The organism is Halorubrum tebenquichense DSM 14210, assembly GCF_000337415.1.
Taxonomy (GTDB): Archaea; Halobacteriota; Halobacteria; order Halobacteriales; family Haloferacaceae; genus Halorubrum; species Halorubrum tebenquichense.
Genome location: NZ_AOJD01000019.1, coordinates 1 through 17,809 on the forward strand (window position 1 = coordinate 1; position 17,809 = coordinate 17,809).

17 protein-coding genes, 1 tRNA gene and 2 pseudogenes are annotated in these 17,809 nt (G+C 53.8%); 14 read left to right on the top strand and 6 right to left on the bottom strand.

What is annotated here, in order from left to right; genetic code table 11:
* The 8 genes and pseudogenes from C472_RS01785 to C472_RS16800 form a co-directional block, all read left to right on the top strand.
* On the top strand, nucleotides 1–1,008 hold a 1,008-nt coding region (locus tag C472_RS01785; RefSeq protein ID WP_006628069.1), incomplete at its 5' end, for an RNA-guided pseudouridylation complex pseudouridine synthase subunit Cbf5.
* A gap of 22 nt (nucleotides 1,009–1,030) precedes the next feature.
* On the top strand, nucleotides 1,031–2,251 hold the full coding sequence (locus C472_RS01790; protein ID WP_006628070.1) for a succinylglutamate desuccinylase/aspartoacylase family protein: 1,221 nt from the start codon (nucleotides 1,031–1,033) through the stop codon (nucleotides 2,249–2,251).
* Nucleotides 2,252–2,297: 46 nt separating this feature from the next.
* Nucleotides 2,298–2,368: transfer RNA gene (locus C472_RS01795), tRNA-Pro, on the top strand.
* Between the two features lie 172 nt (nucleotides 2,369–2,540).
* Nucleotides 2,541–2,899, top strand: a pseudogene (locus C472_RS16110) (lamin tail domain-containing protein); the annotation flags it as partial.
* A pseudogene (locus C472_RS01805) lies at nucleotides 2,896–3,192 on the top strand (DUF3006 domain-containing protein). The pseudogenes C472_RS16110 and C472_RS01805, both read left to right, overlap by 4 nt.
* 6 nt (nucleotides 3,193–3,198) lie before the next feature.
* Entirely contained in the window at nucleotides 3,199–3,354 is a 156-nt protein-coding gene (locus C472_RS17235) for a hypothetical protein (RefSeq protein ID WP_161612601.1), read from the top strand.
* 75 nt (nucleotides 3,355–3,429) lie between these two features.
* The gene (locus C472_RS16795) at nucleotides 3,430–4,386 is read left to right on the top strand and encodes a hypothetical protein (protein WP_152420577.1); all 957 of its coding nucleotides are present in this window, start codon (nucleotides 3,430–3,432) and stop codon (nucleotides 4,384–4,386) included.
* Entirely contained in the window at nucleotides 4,383–6,173 is a 1,791-nt protein-coding gene (locus tag C472_RS16800) for a hypothetical protein (protein ID WP_152420578.1), read from the top strand. Before C472_RS16795 ends, C472_RS16800 begins: the two co-directional genes overlap by 4 nt.
* On the opposite strand, the gene C472_RS16805 is transcribed toward C472_RS16800, so the two are convergent.
* Entirely contained in the window at nucleotides 6,170–6,958 is a 789-nt protein-coding gene (locus C472_RS16805) for a hypothetical protein (RefSeq protein WP_152420579.1), read from the bottom strand. The genes C472_RS16800 and C472_RS16805 overlap by 4 nt on opposite strands.
* A gap of 56 nt (nucleotides 6,959–7,014) precedes the next feature.
* A complete protein-coding gene (locus tag C472_RS01810; protein WP_241432943.1) occupies nucleotides 7,015–7,329 on the bottom strand; it encodes a repressor phrH2 in 315 nt (104 codons plus the stop codon).
* 255 nt (nucleotides 7,330–7,584) lie between these two features.
* Here C472_RS01810 and C472_RS16810 point away from each other — a divergent pair, with 255 nt between their 5' ends.
* The 5 genes from C472_RS16810 to C472_RS16120 all read left to right on the top strand — a co-directional run bounded on the left by C472_RS16810 (nucleotide 7,585) and on the right by C472_RS16120 (nucleotide 12,102).
* Nucleotides 7,585–7,863, top strand: a complete 279-nt coding sequence (locus C472_RS16810) for a hypothetical protein (RefSeq protein ID WP_152420580.1) — start codon at nucleotides 7,585–7,587, stop codon at nucleotides 7,861–7,863.
* Nucleotides 7,863–8,192: a hypothetical protein gene (locus C472_RS01815; RefSeq protein WP_006628075.1), complete on the top strand. Its 330-nt coding sequence runs from the start codon at nucleotides 7,863–7,865 to the stop codon at nucleotides 8,190–8,192. The genes C472_RS16810 and C472_RS01815 overlap by 1 nt, the downstream gene beginning before the upstream one ends.
* Before the next feature lie 587 nt (nucleotides 8,193–8,779).
* The gene (locus tag C472_RS16115) at nucleotides 8,780–10,147 is read left to right on the top strand and encodes a hypothetical protein (protein ID WP_152420581.1); all 1,368 of its coding nucleotides are present in this window, start codon (nucleotides 8,780–8,782) and stop codon (nucleotides 10,145–10,147) included.
* 75 nt (nucleotides 10,148–10,222) lie between these two features.
* On the top strand, nucleotides 10,223–10,603 hold the full coding sequence (locus C472_RS16815; RefSeq protein WP_152420582.1) for a hypothetical protein: 381 nt from the start codon (nucleotides 10,223–10,225) through the stop codon (nucleotides 10,601–10,603).
* 179 nt (nucleotides 10,604–10,782) lie between these two features.
* On the top strand, nucleotides 10,783–12,102 hold the full coding sequence (locus C472_RS16120; RefSeq protein WP_152420583.1) for a lamin tail domain-containing protein: 1,320 nt from the start codon (nucleotides 10,783–10,785) through the stop codon (nucleotides 12,100–12,102).
* A 6-nt stretch (nucleotides 12,103–12,108) separates the two neighbouring features.
* Here C472_RS16120 and C472_RS16820 read toward each other — a convergent pair whose 3' ends face one another.
* The 3 genes from C472_RS16820 to C472_RS16825 form a co-directional block, all read right to left on the bottom strand.
* On the bottom strand, nucleotides 12,109–12,663 hold the full coding sequence (locus C472_RS16820) for a hypothetical protein (protein WP_152420584.1): 555 nt from the start codon (nucleotides 12,661–12,663) through the stop codon (nucleotides 12,109–12,111).
* 1,063 nt (nucleotides 12,664–13,726) lie between these two features.
* Nucleotides 13,727–14,716 carry a tyrosine-type recombinase/integrase gene (locus tag C472_RS16125; protein ID WP_082238218.1) on the bottom strand — a complete coding sequence of 330 codons (990 nt, stop codon included), beginning with the start codon at nucleotides 14,714–14,716 and terminating at the stop codon, nucleotides 13,727–13,729.
* Nucleotides 14,713–15,063, bottom strand: a complete 351-nt coding sequence (locus C472_RS16825) for a hypothetical protein (RefSeq protein WP_152420585.1) — start codon at nucleotides 15,061–15,063, stop codon at nucleotides 14,713–14,715. The genes C472_RS16125 and C472_RS16825 overlap by 4 nt, the downstream gene beginning before the upstream one ends.
* A 53-nt stretch (nucleotides 15,064–15,116) precedes the next feature.
* Here C472_RS16825 and C472_RS01825 point away from each other — a divergent pair, with 53 nt between their 5' ends.
* On the top strand, nucleotides 15,117–16,631 hold the full coding sequence (locus C472_RS01825) for a replication factor C large subunit (RefSeq protein WP_006628079.1): 1,515 nt from the start codon (nucleotides 15,117–15,119) through the stop codon (nucleotides 16,629–16,631).
* Between the two features lie 28 nt (nucleotides 16,632–16,659).
* Here the strand turns inward: C472_RS01825 and C472_RS01830 are convergent, their stop codons facing one another.
* Nucleotides 16,660–17,805 (bottom strand): sensor histidine kinase, encoded by a 1,146-nt coding sequence (locus C472_RS01830; RefSeq protein ID WP_006628080.1) that lies wholly within the window; start codon nucleotides 17,803–17,805, stop codon nucleotides 16,660–16,662.
* Nucleotides 17,806–17,809: the final 4 nt, after the last annotated feature.

Sequence of the window (17,809 nt, forward strand, 5' to 3'; positions counted from 1 at the left end):
CCCGACGACGCCGACCGCGACGCCCCCGCCGACGGTGACGACTCCGCGGGCGGCGACGACCCGCTCAGGGCCCCGCCCGGCGAGCGCTCGGTGCCGGAGCTGCTCCGGTTCGGCGTCGTCAACCTCGACAAGCCCGCCGGGCCCTCCTCGCACCAGGTGTCGGCGTGGGTGCGGGACGCGATCGACGAGACGCTCGCGGCGCTCGATCCGGAGGGCCCCCCCACCGGCGGCGTCGCGCACTCCGGCACGCTCGACCCGAAGGTGACCGGCTGTCTGCCCACGCTGACCGGCGACGCGACGCGCATGGCGCAGGTGTTCCTCGAAGGGACCAAGGAGTACGTCGCGGTGCTGGAGCTCCACGGGTCGCCTCCGGCCGACTTCCGCGAGGTGGTCGCGGAGTTCGAGAGCGAGATCTACCAGAAGCCGCCGCGGAAGAGCGCCGTGAGCCGCCGGCTCCGCACGCGGACGGTCCACGACCTCGACGTGCTGGACGTCGCCGACCGGAAGGCCCTCCTCCGGATCCGGTGCGAGTCGGGGACGTACGTCCGAAAGCTGTGTCATGACGTGGGGCTCGCGACCGGCGTCGGCGCGCACATGGGCCACCTCCGACGGACCGCCACCGACCCGTTCGACGACCGCGACCTGCGGACGCTTCAGGACCTCGTGGACGCGCTCGCGTGGGCCGAGGACGGCGACGAGGCGTTCCTCCGCGACGTGGTCCGCCCCGCCGAGGACGCGCTGACGCACCTCCCCGCGGTGACGGTCGCGCGCTCCGCCGCGCGCAACGTCGCGACCGGCGCGCCCGTGTACGCCCCCGGCGTGATCGACGTCGACGACGCGGCCGTCCCGCCGGCGGGAGACGACGGCCGGACCGACGGCGACGACGCCGACCCGCCGCTCGTCGCGTGTTTCACGCCCGACGGCGTCGCGGTCTGTCTCGGCCGGGTCGTCGGCGACCCCGACGCCGAGTCGGGTGCGGTCGTCTCGCTGGAGCGCGTCCTTTTATAATCGTCCGCTCGCCGTCCCGCGTATGGACGCCGACGGCGGCGACGACGCGAGCACCGACACCGGCGGGACCGACCGACGCGCGCTCGGCACCGCGAGCGCCGGCCCGGGCGAGTTCGACCGGGGCTGGCTGTCCGTCGCGGACCTCCCCACCGGCGCGTCCGAGCGGCTCCCGGTCGCGATCGCGAACGGGGCGGCCGACGGGCCGACGCTGTGGCTCACCGGCGGGGTTCACGGGGACGAGGCCACCGGCGTCGCGGTCGTTCAGGACGCGGTCGCGGCCCTCGCCGACGGCGACACCCTCGCCGATCTCGCCGGCGCGGTCGTCGCGGTGCCCGTCGTCTCCCCGGCGGGGCTGCGTCGGAACGCGCGCGAGACGTACTACGCCGACGAGGACCCGAACCGCCACTTCCCCGACGCCGACGCGGAGTCGGCCCGGCCGCCGAAGCTTCAGGAGCGGATCGACGCCCGGCTCTACGCCGCGATCACCGGCCAACCGGTCGACGGCGAGTCGGCGGGCTCGGGCGTCGACGCCGAGGACGCCCCGGGCGACGGCGTCGCGGCCGACGCGCTGATCGACTGTCACACCGCGGGCGTCGGCAGCGAGCCGTTCGTCATCCGCGACCGCGTGCTGTACGGCGACCGCCGGAGCGAGGACGAGGCGGCCGCGCTGTCGGCGGAACTCGGCCGGATCGTCGACGCCTTCGGCTTCCCGTCGCTGCGCGAGTACCCGGCCGCGGAGTACGTCGAGGAGAACCTCCAGCGGTCGACGGCGGGCGCGGTCCTCAACGAGGCCGGGATCCCGGCGTTCACCGCCGAACTCGGCGCGCACAGCGTCGTCGACGACGGGCTCGTCGACGCGGGCGTGGCCGGCGTCTTCGCCGTCGCGGTCGAACTCGGACTGCTCGCGGGCGACGACGTTCCGGCCGCGGTCGGCGACCCGAGCGATCACGTCGACCCCGCGCCGGTCGACTTCCCGGTGCGCCGGTACCGCGGGCCGACGACCGACGTCGCCGGGCTGGTCCGCCACCGCGTCGCCGCGGGCGACCGGTTCGACGAGGGCGACGTGCTGGCCGACGTGGTCGCCGCGACCGGAGCGGAGCGCGGAGAGGTGACGGCCGACCGCGACGGCTACGTCCTCGGTCGCGCGGAGGGGGTGGCGGTCTACGAGGGCGATCCGATCGCGAGCCTCGCGGTGCGGGACGACGGCGATCTGGTGGTCCCGCGCGACTCGGACGACGAGTGAAACGAAGTCCTTAATTACCGGTCGGTCGTGTTTTCGACCGCAGACAGGGACCGTGGGGTAGTGGTATCCTATGCGGATGGGGTCCGTATGACCTGAGTTCGACTCTCAGCGGTCCCATACGAACTTCTACGCGGCTCGTTCGAAAGGTTAGCCGTGGTGCTGTCGGCGTGATCTGCTGCGGTGATCGGTCACGCCTGAAGAGCCAGCCGTGTCGCCACCGGCGGAACCGTGGCGAGGTGCTCGTGCTCGGTACGCGATCGTCGCTGAGGGCGACGTGAAACACGAGCGCGAGCGGATCGAGACCGATCCGGCTGCGGCGCTGGAGGTCGCGACGATCAACGCGGACGCCAAGAGCGATGACGGGGAGAACCTCAACGACGAGTACGTGATCTTCGAGAACACGGGCGAAGAGCCGAGATCGATCTGTCCGGGTGGACCGTCGAAGACGAGGTGTCACACAGCTACGAGTTCCCGTAGGGGGTCACGCTTGACGCGGGCGCGACGGTGACGCTCCGGACGGGGAGCGGCACGGACACGGACACCGAACTGTACTGGGGATCGGGGTCGCCGATCTGGAACAACGCCGGCGACACAGTGATACTCTCGAACGCTGACGGGGAACACGTCCTTGAGGTGAGCTACGAATGACCGACATCAAGCTTCCCGACGGCGAGTACACCGCGGTCGTCGACAACGTCGAGGACGGGCTTGCGACCGTGTTCTTCGAATGTGACGGCGAGGAGGTGGGGAACGCGGTGCTGTAGGTTTCACGGCTCCCGTCGGACGGACGGCACGCTGACGCGATTCTCTCGGTGGTTCTCAGTGAGGGGCGTATAGATTCTGTCTCGTACGAGCCCGAGCAGACGGAGAGTCGCGCAGAATCGGCACAGAATCGGTTCGATCGGCTCTCGGAGCGGCCGCCGTCTGACGAAGAGTCGTAGTCGAGTGTGGACGGAATCGATCTCGGGTATGTACTCGTTGACGAAGGTAACGCGAAACACAAGCGCGAGCAGATCGGGATCAACCTGCTCGATGGGAGGATCTACGAGCTACACGCTCTCACCGACAAGGAGATAGAGATGTTTGAGGTGGTAATAAAATAAAGCAGCCCACATCTTGATGGATATCCATTGTTCAGCAACCAGATATTTACCAAAGGCTGTTGAGAACAACAACAAATGGCCATTGAAATCAATACTATCGGTCTATTTCATTGCCGGGCTGAATCGAAGGCTGTAACGAATACAATTCGGATTATAGAGAAGGACAAAATTGGGGACTACAGTACTGTTGAAGACGTTACTCGAAAGATGATTGGTCGACTGATTGGAAAGGATTTTGTTGATTCAAAAAGTGCTAGAGTACATGATTTTACCCCGCAGGCAGACGACGCCAGAGATGTAGATGGTCATTCTACAAAGGACCTATTAGACACGGTACTAAACCGGACAGGGGATATTACTGAAGACTTAGAAACATTGGCAAGTTGGTACCTTCAAACCGACTACGCTCAGTCCGGACTTCTTCTTATCGCACATATAACAACGGGAGGGCGTCCACAATTGGCATTCATAAAAGCACCATTTATGGACGATGCCTACGAGCCCGATGAAAACCGGGTACTGACTGAGATGGATCAAGTGATTAAGGGGGATTTGAAGAAGGGAATTCTCTACCCGAGAATAACGCCAGCTGGAGACGTGAGAAAAAATCAGGCATGCGTATATCAATCTCAGAGTTCTCAAAGATACCCAAAGCACTGGTACCAATATCTACATCTTGAACCCAGTATGACAGCAGACGAGGAACTTTCAAATGCTCTTGATAGCGATGAAGAGAGCCAACCCCTATCTGATCCAACATCAACAGAAGAATTTGATGAGATTGAAAGAGCAATTAATCCGGAATTGAAAGACGCGGTCATCACTATTGAAATAGCGGGGATGGAGGTTGATGTGAGACTCGGCGAGTTACTCCGGAGAGAACGGGTGTTCCTCGTTGAAAATGACTCCGGATATCATCTTATCATCTCGGGAGATAAGCCCAAGATTAAGTTCTATGACGGTTCAGAAGGGAGGTACCGAGAGCTCCTTCCTGATCTAGACTCGTATGACCAATTAGAGAAAGTAGAATGAACAACAATAGGCTGCTAGATCTGAGTGATCTCATTGGCTTACCCCCCAATGACTCTAACGAAGAAAATAGCCAGAGGATATCTTACAATTTTACTCTGGTTGATTTAGGTGAAGGACACACAAAAACCCTGTTAGAAAGGATATCACAGTGTACTGAGTACATTCAGACGTTCACAATAAATCTCCATTACGAAAACGACTCTCCTCCCACGCAGATTCTTCGGCTAAGAGGAAGTGATCTGGAAGTCCCTTCAGGCGATTCGATCAAGGAAAGTCAAGAAGACAGTGATTGGTTTAGTAAATTTCGGAAGGCCTCGTCTTTCTATATTTCTGATGCTCAGTTTGACGATTTGTCCGCAGAATTATTTTCTATCGAACACCCAGAGAAGAGAGAGTTAGATGTATCCTTACAAATAAATAAATCGACTATTGAGGACCACATATCAGATCAACTTGGGACAGACCCCACAAAGCAGAATATTTGTGCTTGGTCAAATAGGAAACATCTCAGAGAGTGGATAAGAGATACAAGAGTTGATGAGGTTGTTAACTCCTTGTTCACACCTAGAAAATCACCGGTATTTGTCTTTCTGAGTGGACAGAATGGTATTCAGACCTCTTCGGGCTATATTCAGACAGTAGACATTGACCAGATTACAGAAATATCAACTTCGGATTGGGAAGTAAATCGCGACCAATATATTGGCCTATTTAAGGAGGTTGAAGACATATTTGTTCGCAATCCGCCCCTACCATCCAAATTGTTCACATCTTCAGAACTCAGAAACCTGTTTCAGCCAGTTTTTCTTTATGGAGTATTCTCCGGCATATCCGATCAAACAACGGTAAAACCCCATAAGCTCTCTTTTACTATTTCCTCCGAAAAAAAGGAGATAGAAGATTCTCTCTCTCTTTCCGAAAGTATGGATTCTGAGACTCTATCAGATTTGTATGATTTCTATACAGTATTTCTTGAGAGGGGTACCCGTGAACCATATCGATCATTATGGCATCGAGCAATTGTCGAACATTGTTCGTCACCCCGGTCGATTCCAGATCAAGTTGACGAGATCGAGCATTACTACCAATCTCTGGAGCAAAACGCTATCGAGGGAAATTTCACTGAGCTTAGTGGGGCCGTTCAAGACGCACAAGTATTTATCGGGGATGTTACAAACAACTTGTCAAACGCCACGACAAGTACAACTAATGAGATTCAAAAGATTGTAATCGCACTCTTTACTGCGGTGGCTGGTAACGTCTTTCTATTATTACGAAGGGCTAGTATCGCTGAATCTGCTATCTTTACTACTGTCTTTTCAGCAGGGCTGCTCTTACTATACTTCCCAACAGCACAAGAGAAAGTGGATGAGCTTTCAAATATTATTTCGGAGGGAGAGTCAGATGCTGACCTCTACTCTGATTTAATCAGGAGTGTAGGAGCTGATGAATTGGTTGACCTTGATCGGTTTAGTAGTCGACAGCAAGCATATATTGGCTTGGCGCAGGACAGAGTGGACTGGGCGGAGAAAAGACTGTCACAGGCATTCCTACTAATCACTCTGACCTGGACTCTATCAACTTGGTATGTGCTGCTTACCAACCCACTCCTCTCCACATATTCTATAGTAGTAATTGGGACGGCAGTTGCTTCGATCTGGGTTGGTGCTAAGCAAATCAACCGTAAATATCAGACTACAATAGATATCACCGGTCACCAACTTGGAGTTGGCTTGATTCCTCTGATAGTCGTACTAATCACAGTACTTGGAAAGTTGATCTTCTAAGGGGTGACTTTAGGTGCTACTACAATCTGCGTATCTATCTTTTCATCTGCCCGCTTCGTGAGTACCTCTAGAGGCTGATTCTCTGCCAACTTCACCTTGATGTGCGAATTGGGAATGAACTTTTTTAGATCTCCAATCAACCTTTTATCGTATTTTGACACTATCGGCGTCGAGACCGGATTCTCATATAAAACTTCATCTTGAGCGAGATCACCGTCATCGGTTTTTGTTGATAGACCAATCGTTGCCCTATCAGTATCCCCCCTACCAGAGAACGTTATCTCTGTTTCTGTAACATCGATCTCAATTCGATCAGATACCATCCCGATTATATCGTGGGCTTGGTTAATCGCACTTTTGTGAATGTGTAAGGTAACACTGTGTGCGAGATCGCTTTTACTAGGTTCTCTAATAGTGCTTTTATCAACACCAGCCATTCCATATTGTCCTTGGTCAAATTCAACTGCTATCTCGTTGGTCTCGGTGTCGATAGAAAGTGAAACAGTATCCGTTGGAGATAACGAGTCTAGGATGTTGCTTAGCCTATTACACTTAACACCAATTGAGTAGCTACCACCACGCAACTCGTATGATTCAAACTCCGTAGAATCTATGCTTTGGTGTATCTTGATGGTGTTTGCGCCATCCACATTTGCGATCTTCAATTTATCCTCATGCCATCGAAAAACCGCATTAGAATCCTGCGTCAATACCAACGCTGGTTGAACTAACTCATTAAGTAGCTGTGCTTCAATGCTCACCGATATATCTGAGGTAGTAGACATGTTTATTACCGTTATATTCAGCCAAGTTAATTATTTGTTGCTATCATCGAATCTGATTAGAATCCTGCCCACTCACCCGGCCGAGTAGCATGAGGCGGACGAGGACCGGGCTCAGGAACGTCGAGTCCGGGATCGACTTCTTCACTCAGATACAGCTGGCCCCACGTCGTGATCGACCAGTAGGTCTCGACGCGATCGAAGCCGATATCGCGGTCCTCGCGCTCGACAAGCTCGGCGTCGACCAACACCTTACAGCGCTTGGTCACCCGCCCGGGACTCACCGTGCCGGTAAGTTCGAATCCGACCTCCCACGAGGTCGCGGCACCGTCGGACGCTAATTGTTCGAGAATCCGGTCATCAAGCTGTGTCATCAACGAAACGAACGACCGCATTCAGGTCGTGCCTTTTGACTCGCCGGGAACGTCATTAAACCCTCGGTGGTGGTCGGCACACAGTCTCGAAACCAAGCGAACGACTGACGCTCCGCAACCACTAAACGCGGCTCGCTCCTTGCTCCGGTAATGGCCGACTGGACGGAGCAGTAATGCTAATCATACATATAATATACACACTACCTTGTTTCGGAGGAGCGCATAAGTATCCTGATCACCTACCTTGTGGTGTAGATGGACGACCCTGATAGCACCCAAGACCCCGTAGAGACATCTGTAGAGGACTTGGAACAGCGGATTGAAAGTCTGGAAAACGAAACAACTGGACGAAATCAGATTCGGATGCAGGCTTACGATATTCAGGTTCAGGCTAATTCGGAAGATACGGGGATGCAGGAGTTAGCAGACATCTGTTCGGAGCAGATGGATGAGATGATGCAACGAGCTTTGATTGGGGAGTATCAGGAATTGGAACAACAGGACTTGTTCGGCGTCTTGCTGGGTGATGACTGATGGGGAAATACGGTCAGGGGATTGCGGATTACGAACTGGGTAGGGAGTATAGCCGTAACATCTGCGACCAGATTCAGACCGTCAACAACGCAATCCAAGCCCTACAATCTCAAGGTTGCGACCATCTAGAAAAAGTGGATACTATTGCCCCTGGAACGACTCCCGACAGAGAGGATATTCGCCAGATGAAGCAGGTGTTGGATTTGTGTGTTGACCATCTATATGAGGAGCATATTGAGAAGGAGCGCATCATCCGTCACTTTCTGACAGCGCAACAGATGTGTATTGACTGCCTAGAGGAGGTATTTGAGACGGAGGAAGGGAACTAACCCAATTAATTGGGTTTGCGGTGGTGACAGCGCTACAGGCGCTGGAACCCACGGAGCCGAACGGCGTCTGAGTGAGAGCCTCCACGGCGTTTGAGGGGATGACCATTCTCTGCGGTAGCTGTGTTGTAGCGGAGTGGTATGTTACGCTGTTTCGATGTTTGTTGTATTTGTCTAAGTTAAATGTCTACATACGAGAAGTAACTATATTTGCGGTATATTGCGCTTCCATCTCCTGAGTAGTGGTCTAGGTCAAATAGTTTCAGAAATTCTCTTATTTGGGTCATTTTGTGGCTTCTTATTGAGTATCGTCAATTACAACATACAGATATAGACAATCGTATAACAAAAGATATATAGTATAGTTTATATTTGGTTATTGTAAGTTCAAATAAAATGAGATAAATAAATCTAATGAGTTATGAAAAGCCCTCGGAAGGAGGGACACAGTACAGGAAGTAAGACAACTGTACTTTGTTTCTCTTACACTAAATATGTTACTGCGTTTGTAGTAACTTTTTGGTTGAAAACTGGAATCGATTGTTTTGGAGCTTCTAGTTGTACATATAGCCATAATTGGGGTGATTATTATGTCTGCTAAGACTCCATCTTCTTGGCATCCTCGGAATAAGTCTGTAAGTGAGGATAATAAGACATACAGCACTTCTAGAGTGGATTTAACTAATTCAGATAAGGAAAAGTCAGTAAGGTCTGAGGCAGTTTGGTATCAAAATGGTAATGTAATTCCTAAGAGTTGGAGTGAAGTTACTGACGAGTGGGTTCAGTACATCGAGGAGTCTGAGGATCGTACCATAATATTGGAGGAGCAGATTGATGCGAAGAGGCTTGCTATCGACCAGATACACCGCTTTAGTCGTGATTATATGAAAAAGCAGTACGCACAGATAATGGAACTAGAGCGCAGTTGGTCTGATATGAACTCGTTTAATGTCTCGATGCTAACCGTCACAGCATCGTATAAGAATGAAGATGGCAGTCTTAGACCGCCTATGGACCACTTAGACAGTATCAAAGATGCGTGGACAAATCTCTACCATCAATTAGATAATCTATTTCGTGGTACTGAATGGGATTATTTGAAGTTATATGAACCCTTCAAGTCGGGTTACGCACATCTCCACATAGCAGTTTTTCACGAACAGGATATGAGTGTTAGCGACTATGAACCTGCGATAAATAGCTATCTGGCTAATAATGAGTGGGCATCTAAGGAGGCTCACAAGATGGTAGATATGGACGAGCAAAAAATAAATGACACTGTCGTGGAGTATGGTGAGTGTCGCAAATGCGAGGCGTCAGAACACGGTCGTTGCGAAGACCACGATAATGGCTGTGTGTCGGTGCGTTCTGAGTCCGATGAATTACAGTCTGCGGGTGCTTATGTTGGTTCGTACATCAGTAAAGAGCTAAATCGTGAGGGGTCTGTTTTAGATGCTTCAGAGTCTCTACAGCGATTTTACGCATTAATGTGGGCGTCCAATAGCCGTCGTTTCACTAAATCTGATTCCGCACGGGAAAAAATTGAGGAACAGCACATTAAGGAAACGGATGACCCTCGTGAATTGTCAGTAGAGCAGTTAATGCGGAAGGTCTTGGGTAAAAAGATAGACCTCGACAGCACATTTGGAAAGTACAAGGCACGGAAATTGATGGCTAAAGAGGCTGAGACGGAGGAATTTGAGGTCTTACAGGATAAGCTATACAGCAAATTGAATCAGGAATGGGAGTTATTGGGTGTCGTGTTCCACTCCGAGTTGTCTGATGAGGGTATCGAGTGGAGTTCAGCTGATGACATCCCTGACTGGCTGGTTCACAAATGTGGGCAGTCTGAGGATGCCTATGAGGAATCTAAAGAGTTGGAGGTTGAGTGGGCTACTAAGGTGGTCGAAAATGACTCTGACGCTGTTGGTGGTGGGATTGATTTGGTAGCTGTGTGATTGGTTCAAACGCTAACCCAGATCGGGTGATAGATTGAGGTTCGAGTCCTCTACTGGGTATCTAGGTGTTAACCTATGAATGATAACAAAATATGGTGCAATGTGGAGGTAAAGTTAGATACAGATGAGAGAATTTCTGGGGAGCTAGCCGACTTACTCTTCGATTGCGGGTTAGAGATACTGCGGATGGATGGTGACGCTATAATATGTAATCAGTCAGATGTTGTCTCTGTAGATGATGAAATATACATTTCTATCGGTCTGGGTAAGAAGCGTGTTAATTCAGTTGAAACTGCGTTGTCGATGATAGACGCAATTGATTCGTTTACTGTTTTTGAGGATGATGGGTTCTTGCTGATTCAGGGTGATGGCGTAGTGATTGATGAACCGAATGCTGGTGAAATCAAGAGGTCTGCGAAGGATATAACAGCAAAGGTCTTTTCTAGTGAAATCTAATCGACTTTCCTAGAAGAACCGTCCAAAATTATCTGTATTCTGGACTATTAGCCTTGTACAAGACCGTTTCTTGGTACATTCTAGTCGACTTGTGTTACAAATCGTCTACTCGGTTTAGCTGAGACTTTCTGTTTTTGTAGCGCAACAACATTATATCTCTCCTACTACTTTCGTCCAGTATGACCGACAGTAAGGTGGATACTATCCGTTTAGTTTTCCCCCATCTATCGGGTTCTATTCTCGTCTTGGCAGGCTTGTACTGGATGTCTTCTGCTGGCGTCAGGGCTTTGCTTGGAGGGTCGTTGTTAGTCTTCTCTGGATTACTCACGCATCCTATGAGCCGTCCATATGTTACCGATGCTATCACCTCTACAACCCGATTTGATTTGTCTGAAATAAGTACTGGAGTACTTGCTGTGATTGTTCTTGCAGGGGTTGTCTCTGGTACTGTAATGCTCCCATCAGATACCGCACAGACCCCAGAACCAGAAACTACGGAACAGCCAGAAGTAGATACAAATACGAATTCAACAACATCAGGAGGAGACAATACCGACTCATCAGATGGGTCTACCACGGATTCTACTGAATCACAAAACACGGGAGAAGGAACTGATTCCGCTGATACTACAGAGAATTCATCGGACTCTACTTCTGTAGAGGAACAGACAGCGTGGACAGTTACTGTAACCGATGTAGTGGACGGGGATACGATGGATGTTCGGATGCCAGACGGCTCTACAGATACAATCCGACTTCTTGGAGTTGATACCCCAGAAACATCTGCTTCAGAGACTGCTCCAGAAGATTGGGAAGAAATTCCTACTTCAGATGATTCAAGACGCTGGCTAGCAGATTGGGGCGGTCAAGCTACATCATTCGCTGAAGAGCGTGTTTCAACTGGCTCAGAAATATACATAGAGGTAGACGAGGAAGCGGATCGGCGTGGGTCATTTGATAGGCTCCTTGTATACGCATACCAAGATGAAGAGGCTGACACCTCGTTCAATCTCCGTCTGCTCGAAGAAGGGTATGCGAGAGTGTATGACTCAGAATTCTCTAAACGAGCCGAGTTTGACTTGACAGAGATACAGGCTCGTGATGCTGAGAAAGGTGCGTGGGGCTACACAGAACCGACAGAGGACAGCTCCTCTGATTCATCTGGAAGTGGTAGTCTCTCAGTGGCTAATGTCCACGCAGATGCGGACGGAAACGACCACGAGAATCTAGATGATGAATATATTGTGTTCGAGAATACTGGTGGTTCGTCCTTGGATATGGGCGGTTGGACGATATCTGATTCTGCTGACCACACCTATACCGTCCCGTCTGGATTTACCCTAGGCGCAGGAGAATCAGTTACAGTATACACAGGTAGCGGTTCAGACTCGGATACAGAACTCTACTGGGGTTCAGGAGGTGCTGTCTGGAACAATAGTGGAGACACAATTATCGTTGAAAATGAAGACGGTGAGACTGTTATAGAGTATGAATATTAGCTAACCTCATCGAACATTTTGACGCTCTTCGAGGACAGCGCTATCTTGCGTTCCAAACCCCTCTGAATCAGCCCAACTGTCCAGTACCTGAACGAGGTCTATTTCATACTCTGCCATCGGTTCAGTTTCAGGAGAGAATTTATTCCCTAGTCCATCCTGATACCAAAACTTGACATACAAGGTATCCTCTTCGTCAATCCTATTTTTGATTTCTCCTATTGCACTTACAATATTCTTTTCTCCGAAAGGAAGCCCAAATGCTTGTCTCTCTCCATCAACTAGTGTTGACATATGCCACTTCTTTTTTTCTCCGATGCTATCAATCCACCACTCACCTCGGATATTATGTGCTGACCCCTTTCCCGTATTTTCTATCTGGAAAAAGTGATTTACTCCGTCGTGATTCGTGACTGATGGGGTTAATACAGGTCTGAAATCAGCTTCTCGGTTCTTTTTCAACTGCTGATTATTCTTATGTGTAAAATAGGTATACACCGCTGTCACAGCAAGTAGAGCAAATGAAATTGAAATCTGCGCAAACTCGACCCACGGAATACTCATAGGAGAGAATGTCTCTGCGAGTAGTTAGGTACTGGGAAAGTTTGAACAGAGGGGGAGGGGGGAACCGAGCGAGTACAATATGCGTGCGTTATGTGCGTTGGCGTGCGTGCGTATATTTTCAGATTCTGGAAGTAGAAGCGTATCTGACCGTGATTTCACCGTCAGATTCGGAAAGTCGTCTTCAATTACGCCCGTGTTATATACATATATACTATACCCCTGCTAGAAAGGGGGAATAGGGGGAACGCAACAGCTCCGTATGTCGATTTGGTGGGGGAATATTAGGGGGAATATACGGGGAATCTAGGGGGAATGGGGGGAACGCTAGCTAATGTACACACGCATATATTATGATATATTATACCCCTGCTGAAAAGGTATGGTAGGTGTGGCAATCTTCGAACTGTTTATTGATTAAGGGTGTGGCAAAGGGTGTGGCAAGGGTATGGTAATTACCACACCCCACAATATCTTGCTGTCTTATTTAGGCTGGTGGAAAGAACCTATAAAAGACCCAAAAACCCTGTCAAAACTTTGTACCAACAAAACACCAGAAAAACACCACCAAAATCCTGCCCAACACCTTCTCTATGGAAGTCGGATTAACACCTTCTCGTTTTCCCCACATTTCACTATCACTTCGACACACAACTAGTGTTCCACAACACGCACACACATACAATACCAATTCGCTACGCTCACCCGATTTTTTTCTGATTTACACAGCTAGGTGTGGAAACAGAACGGGAAAATTTCTTATTTCTGATTCTGGTAGTAGAGAGACTAACTGTGGGTTCTAGATGGGGTTTCAGGGTTTCAACCAGATCTTCGCCTAATATACCCTCATCTGAGAGTAGATTCTGACGGTAGAGCGGCTAATAGAAGGTTCTAGATGGGGTCTCCGTGCTATATGAGCAATATATCCACTATTTTGGGTGTTATTTCTAACCCCTAAAACCAGTTTATTGGATGGTAAAATACAGTCAGAGTACTGTTCTGTTCACGCCTGTGTGTGCGAGCGCATTAAGGGGAGGGGGGTTGGGGGTTATTCAAATATTCTCAGTCAGGGACTGTACTTACGATATGCTTCTTTGATATCGTCATCACGGAATCTCAGATAGTCTTCGGTCTGTTCTATTGTGCTATGATTTAGCATATCTCGCAAGTAGATGATTGGGCAACCTTGCTTAACTCGATGAACAGCAAAGCTATGACGAAATGCGTGACTCGTATATTTGTGCCGCTTAGCACCTGAAACATCCGTATAGAGGATCTCATTATCAACTGAAGAGCGTTTGATAGTTTCTTTCACTATCTCGTTGACACGGTTTACAGCCATTCGTGGAGATTGATTGGTGACCAACAAGTGTCCTTCATCTTTCTCCGAGCCTGTATACATATAGGACTCTCTGTGTCCGTTGTTTATCCACTTTCTAAGTAGTAGAGAGAGTCTCTTTGAGTAGTAAACAGGGCGGTCTGTCTGTTCTGTGTTCTTCTGTTCCTTCGCATTCTGTACCTTGATTTTTTGCTCTTCAAAGTTTATGTCGCTCTTCTTGATTTTAATTGCCTCAGATGCCCTTACGCCAGTATCCCACAGAAGCTGGATGAGCAATTCATCCCGTAGATTCCGAGCAGACTTACGAATCTCTTCAAACTCCTCTTTCTCGATATACCTCTTGTCTGTCTTTGAATCAATTACATTCCCCTTCAAGTCGTCTGCTTTTGTGTCTGTGATATCTACATCTATGTGTCCGATGTCACGCTTCTCGCAGTACTGGCAGAAGTGAGATAAGGCATAGAGTTTGTCTTGGATAGACCTCGGAGCGTAATCCATTTTTATAAGGTCTCTACGGAAATCTTCAATATCACGGGTCTCGATGTGAATCTCTTCTGGGACATATGTTGTGATATCTTCAATATCGTCCATATAAGCCCACTCGAAGAACTGCCGAAGTGCCACTCTACGGTTTTGGATTGTATTCTCTGCGTAATCTGCTTCTAAATCGGAGAAATAGCGCTCTAATGGTGGTTGTCTATTTCTTCTGCGTCTCATTCTTCACCACTCAACTCCTCTTGAATCGTCTCTTTCACTACCTGCTGTATGGAGGCTCTTTGGTATGTGATGTACTCCTCTAAGGATTCAGTGTCGGGGGATTCAGCACGGAAATCTTCTAGGATTGCCTGAGTGGTGTTCGTTCTAGACTCTATGCTATCCAGATACTCAATAATTGTATCTAGCTCTTCCTCTGACCATCCATCTTCGTCTCCTTCCTGTGCTATATACAGTTCAACTGAAGTTCGCACTAGGTCGGACACATTATCTACTTCACTATGCCCTTCTGCGTAGTCTGACCAGCGTTCTTTTTGTTCGGGCGGAACTACCACAGGAACACGAGGCATACTCACGCTATGGATTCGATACATAAAAATAATGTGTACGAGGTGTGTATACCTTGGTAGACTGGACGGAGCAGTACCGCCCGAGCACGCTCTCGGAGGTGCGCGGCAACGACAAGGCCCGCGACGCGTTCGCGGAGTGGGCCCGCTCGTGGGACGACCATCACGAGGCGGTCGTCCTCCACGGCAGCCCGGGCGTCGGGAAGACGAGCGCGGCCCACGCGCTCGCGAACGACATGGGGTGGGAGACCGTCGAACTCAACGCCTCCGACCAGCGCACCGCCGACGTCATCGAGCGCTTCGCGGGGCGGGCCGCCCGCAACGCCACGCTCGGCGGCAGCGCGGCGGGCGGCGGCGCGGCCGGCGGCGACACCGCCTCGCGCCAGCTCGTCGTCTTGGACGAGGCCGACAACATCCACGGCAACTACGACCGCGGCGGGGCCTCGGCGATCACGAAGCTGGTCAAGGAGTCGGGCCAGCCCATCGTCCTCATCGCCAACGACTACTACGACATGTCCCGGGGGCTCCGGAACGCCACCCAGGAGATCGAGTTCCGCGACGTCTCCGCGCGCTCGATCGTTCCCGTCCTCCGAGACATCTGCCGCAAGGAGGGGATCGAGTTCGAGTCCGACGCCCTCCAGCAGATCGCGGAGGGGAACCGCGGCGACCTTCGCGGCGCGGTCAACGACCTCCAGGCCGCCACGCAGGGGCGCGACTCGATCACGGTCGCGGACGTGGTCACCGGCGACCGCGACAAGGCGCTGGGGCTGTTCCCCTTCCTCGACGCCGTGTTGAAAGAGGAGTCCGGAGAGGAGGCGCTCCAGTCCGCCTACGCCGTCGACGAGACGCCCGACGACCTGGCGGCGTGGATCGAGAACAACGTCTTAGACGTGTACGAGCCGACCGAGGCGGTCCGCGCGTACGACTTCCTCGCGAACGCCGACGTGTGGCTCGGCCGGGTTCGCGCCACGCAGAACTACAGCTACTGGCGGTACGCGACCGACAACGCGGCGGCGGGCGTCGCGGCCGCCCGCGACGGCGAGAAGGGCGGGTGGACGCGGTACGGCCGCCCGCAGTTCTGGTCGTCGTCGGACGCGACCGCGGACGAGGTCGTCGGCAAGATCGCGGCCGCGAGCGGCTGTAGCGTCGCGACCGCGCGCCGCGAGGTGTTGCCGTTCCTCGAAGCGGTCACCCACCACTGTAAACCCAGGGAACTGACCGTCGCGATGGCGGCGGCGTACGACCTCGACGAGGCGGGCGTCGCCTTCGTCACCGGATCCGGCGAGTCGACGAACAAGGTCGCGTCGGTCGTCGAGGACGCGCAGGCCCGCCGCGAGGAACTCATCGAGGAACACGCCGACGGGGCCTTCGCGCTCGGCGGGGCGGGGCGCGCGGCCGACGGCGACGACGAGGCCGCCGGCGACGGCTCCGCCGTGGACGACTCCGCGCCGACCGCCGCCGAGTCCGACCGCGGCGGCGCGGCGGCCGACGCCCCCGACGACGCGCCGGCGACCGACGAGGACGCCGACGACGGGGACGACGATCAGGCCGGACTGACCGACTTCATGTGACCGGTACCCGGCCGCGCGCCGCGGCCGCTCACGCGCTGTGCGTCGGGTTCGGCTCGCTCTCGGCCGACTCTCCGGCGTCGAGCGACTCGTCGCAGGCGAACTCGAACCGCGCGCCGCCCTCCCGGCTCTCCGTCACCGAGACGGCCCAGCCGTGCGCCGCCGCGATGCGCTCGACGATCGCCAGCCCGAAGCCGGTGCCGTCGGGGGCGGTGGTGTGTCCCGGCTCGAAGGCCGCGTCCCGCTCCTCGGCCTCGATCCCCGGGCCGTCGTCCGCGACGTAGAACCCGTCGTCAGTCGGGCCGACGCGGACGCGGACCGCCGCGTCCGGTGGCCCCGCCGCGTCCAGCCTGTCCGGTGCGCCCGTCGCTCCGTCCTCCGCCGAGCCCTCCCCGGCCGTCGAGAAGGTCCCCGATGCGATGTCGTCTCCGGGCGTTCCCTCCGCCGGACCGGAGAGGGCGTCGACGCCGTCGGGCGTCCCGTGTTCCAGCGCGTTTCGGAAGAGGTTCTCGAAGGCCTGACGGAGCCTGTCGGGATCGCACGGGACTTCGCCGAGCGGCCCGTCGACGACGAGCGCGGCGTCGGCCGGCTCGCCGACGGTGTCCCACGCCCGCTCGACGACCGACCGCAGCTCCGTCGGCTCGGCGGCCCGGACCGTCTCCCCCTCCCGGGCCAGCGTCAGGAGGTCGCCGATGAGGTCGTCCATCCGGTCGAGCGCGTCGAGGGCGCGGTCCAACCGCTCCGTCGTTCCGTCGCCGGCCAGGTCGGCCGCCAGTTCGATGTTCCCGACCGCGACCGAGAGCGGGTTCCGGAGGTCGTGCGACACGACGCTCGCGAACTCCTCTAACCGCTCCCGCTGGCGCTCCAGCCGGCGGCGGCGCTCGACGCGCTCGTCCGCCGGGAAGAGGTAGCCGACCACGTCGCCGTCGTCGACCTCCCGGCCGCGCTCGTGGATCCACCGCGACCCCGCGCCGCTCTCGACGCGATACACGACGTCGACGGGGCCCGTCTCCAAGGCCGCGCGGAGCCGGTCCCGGTCCTCGTCGGCCACGCAGCCGAGCCACCCCCCGTCCGGTCGGTCCGGCAGGTCGAGGCGCGGGTCGCCGGCGGCCTCGACCACGAACCGCGAGGCGTCGCCCCCGGGACGACGGTACGCGATCCCGGGGCGCTGTTCCATTCGT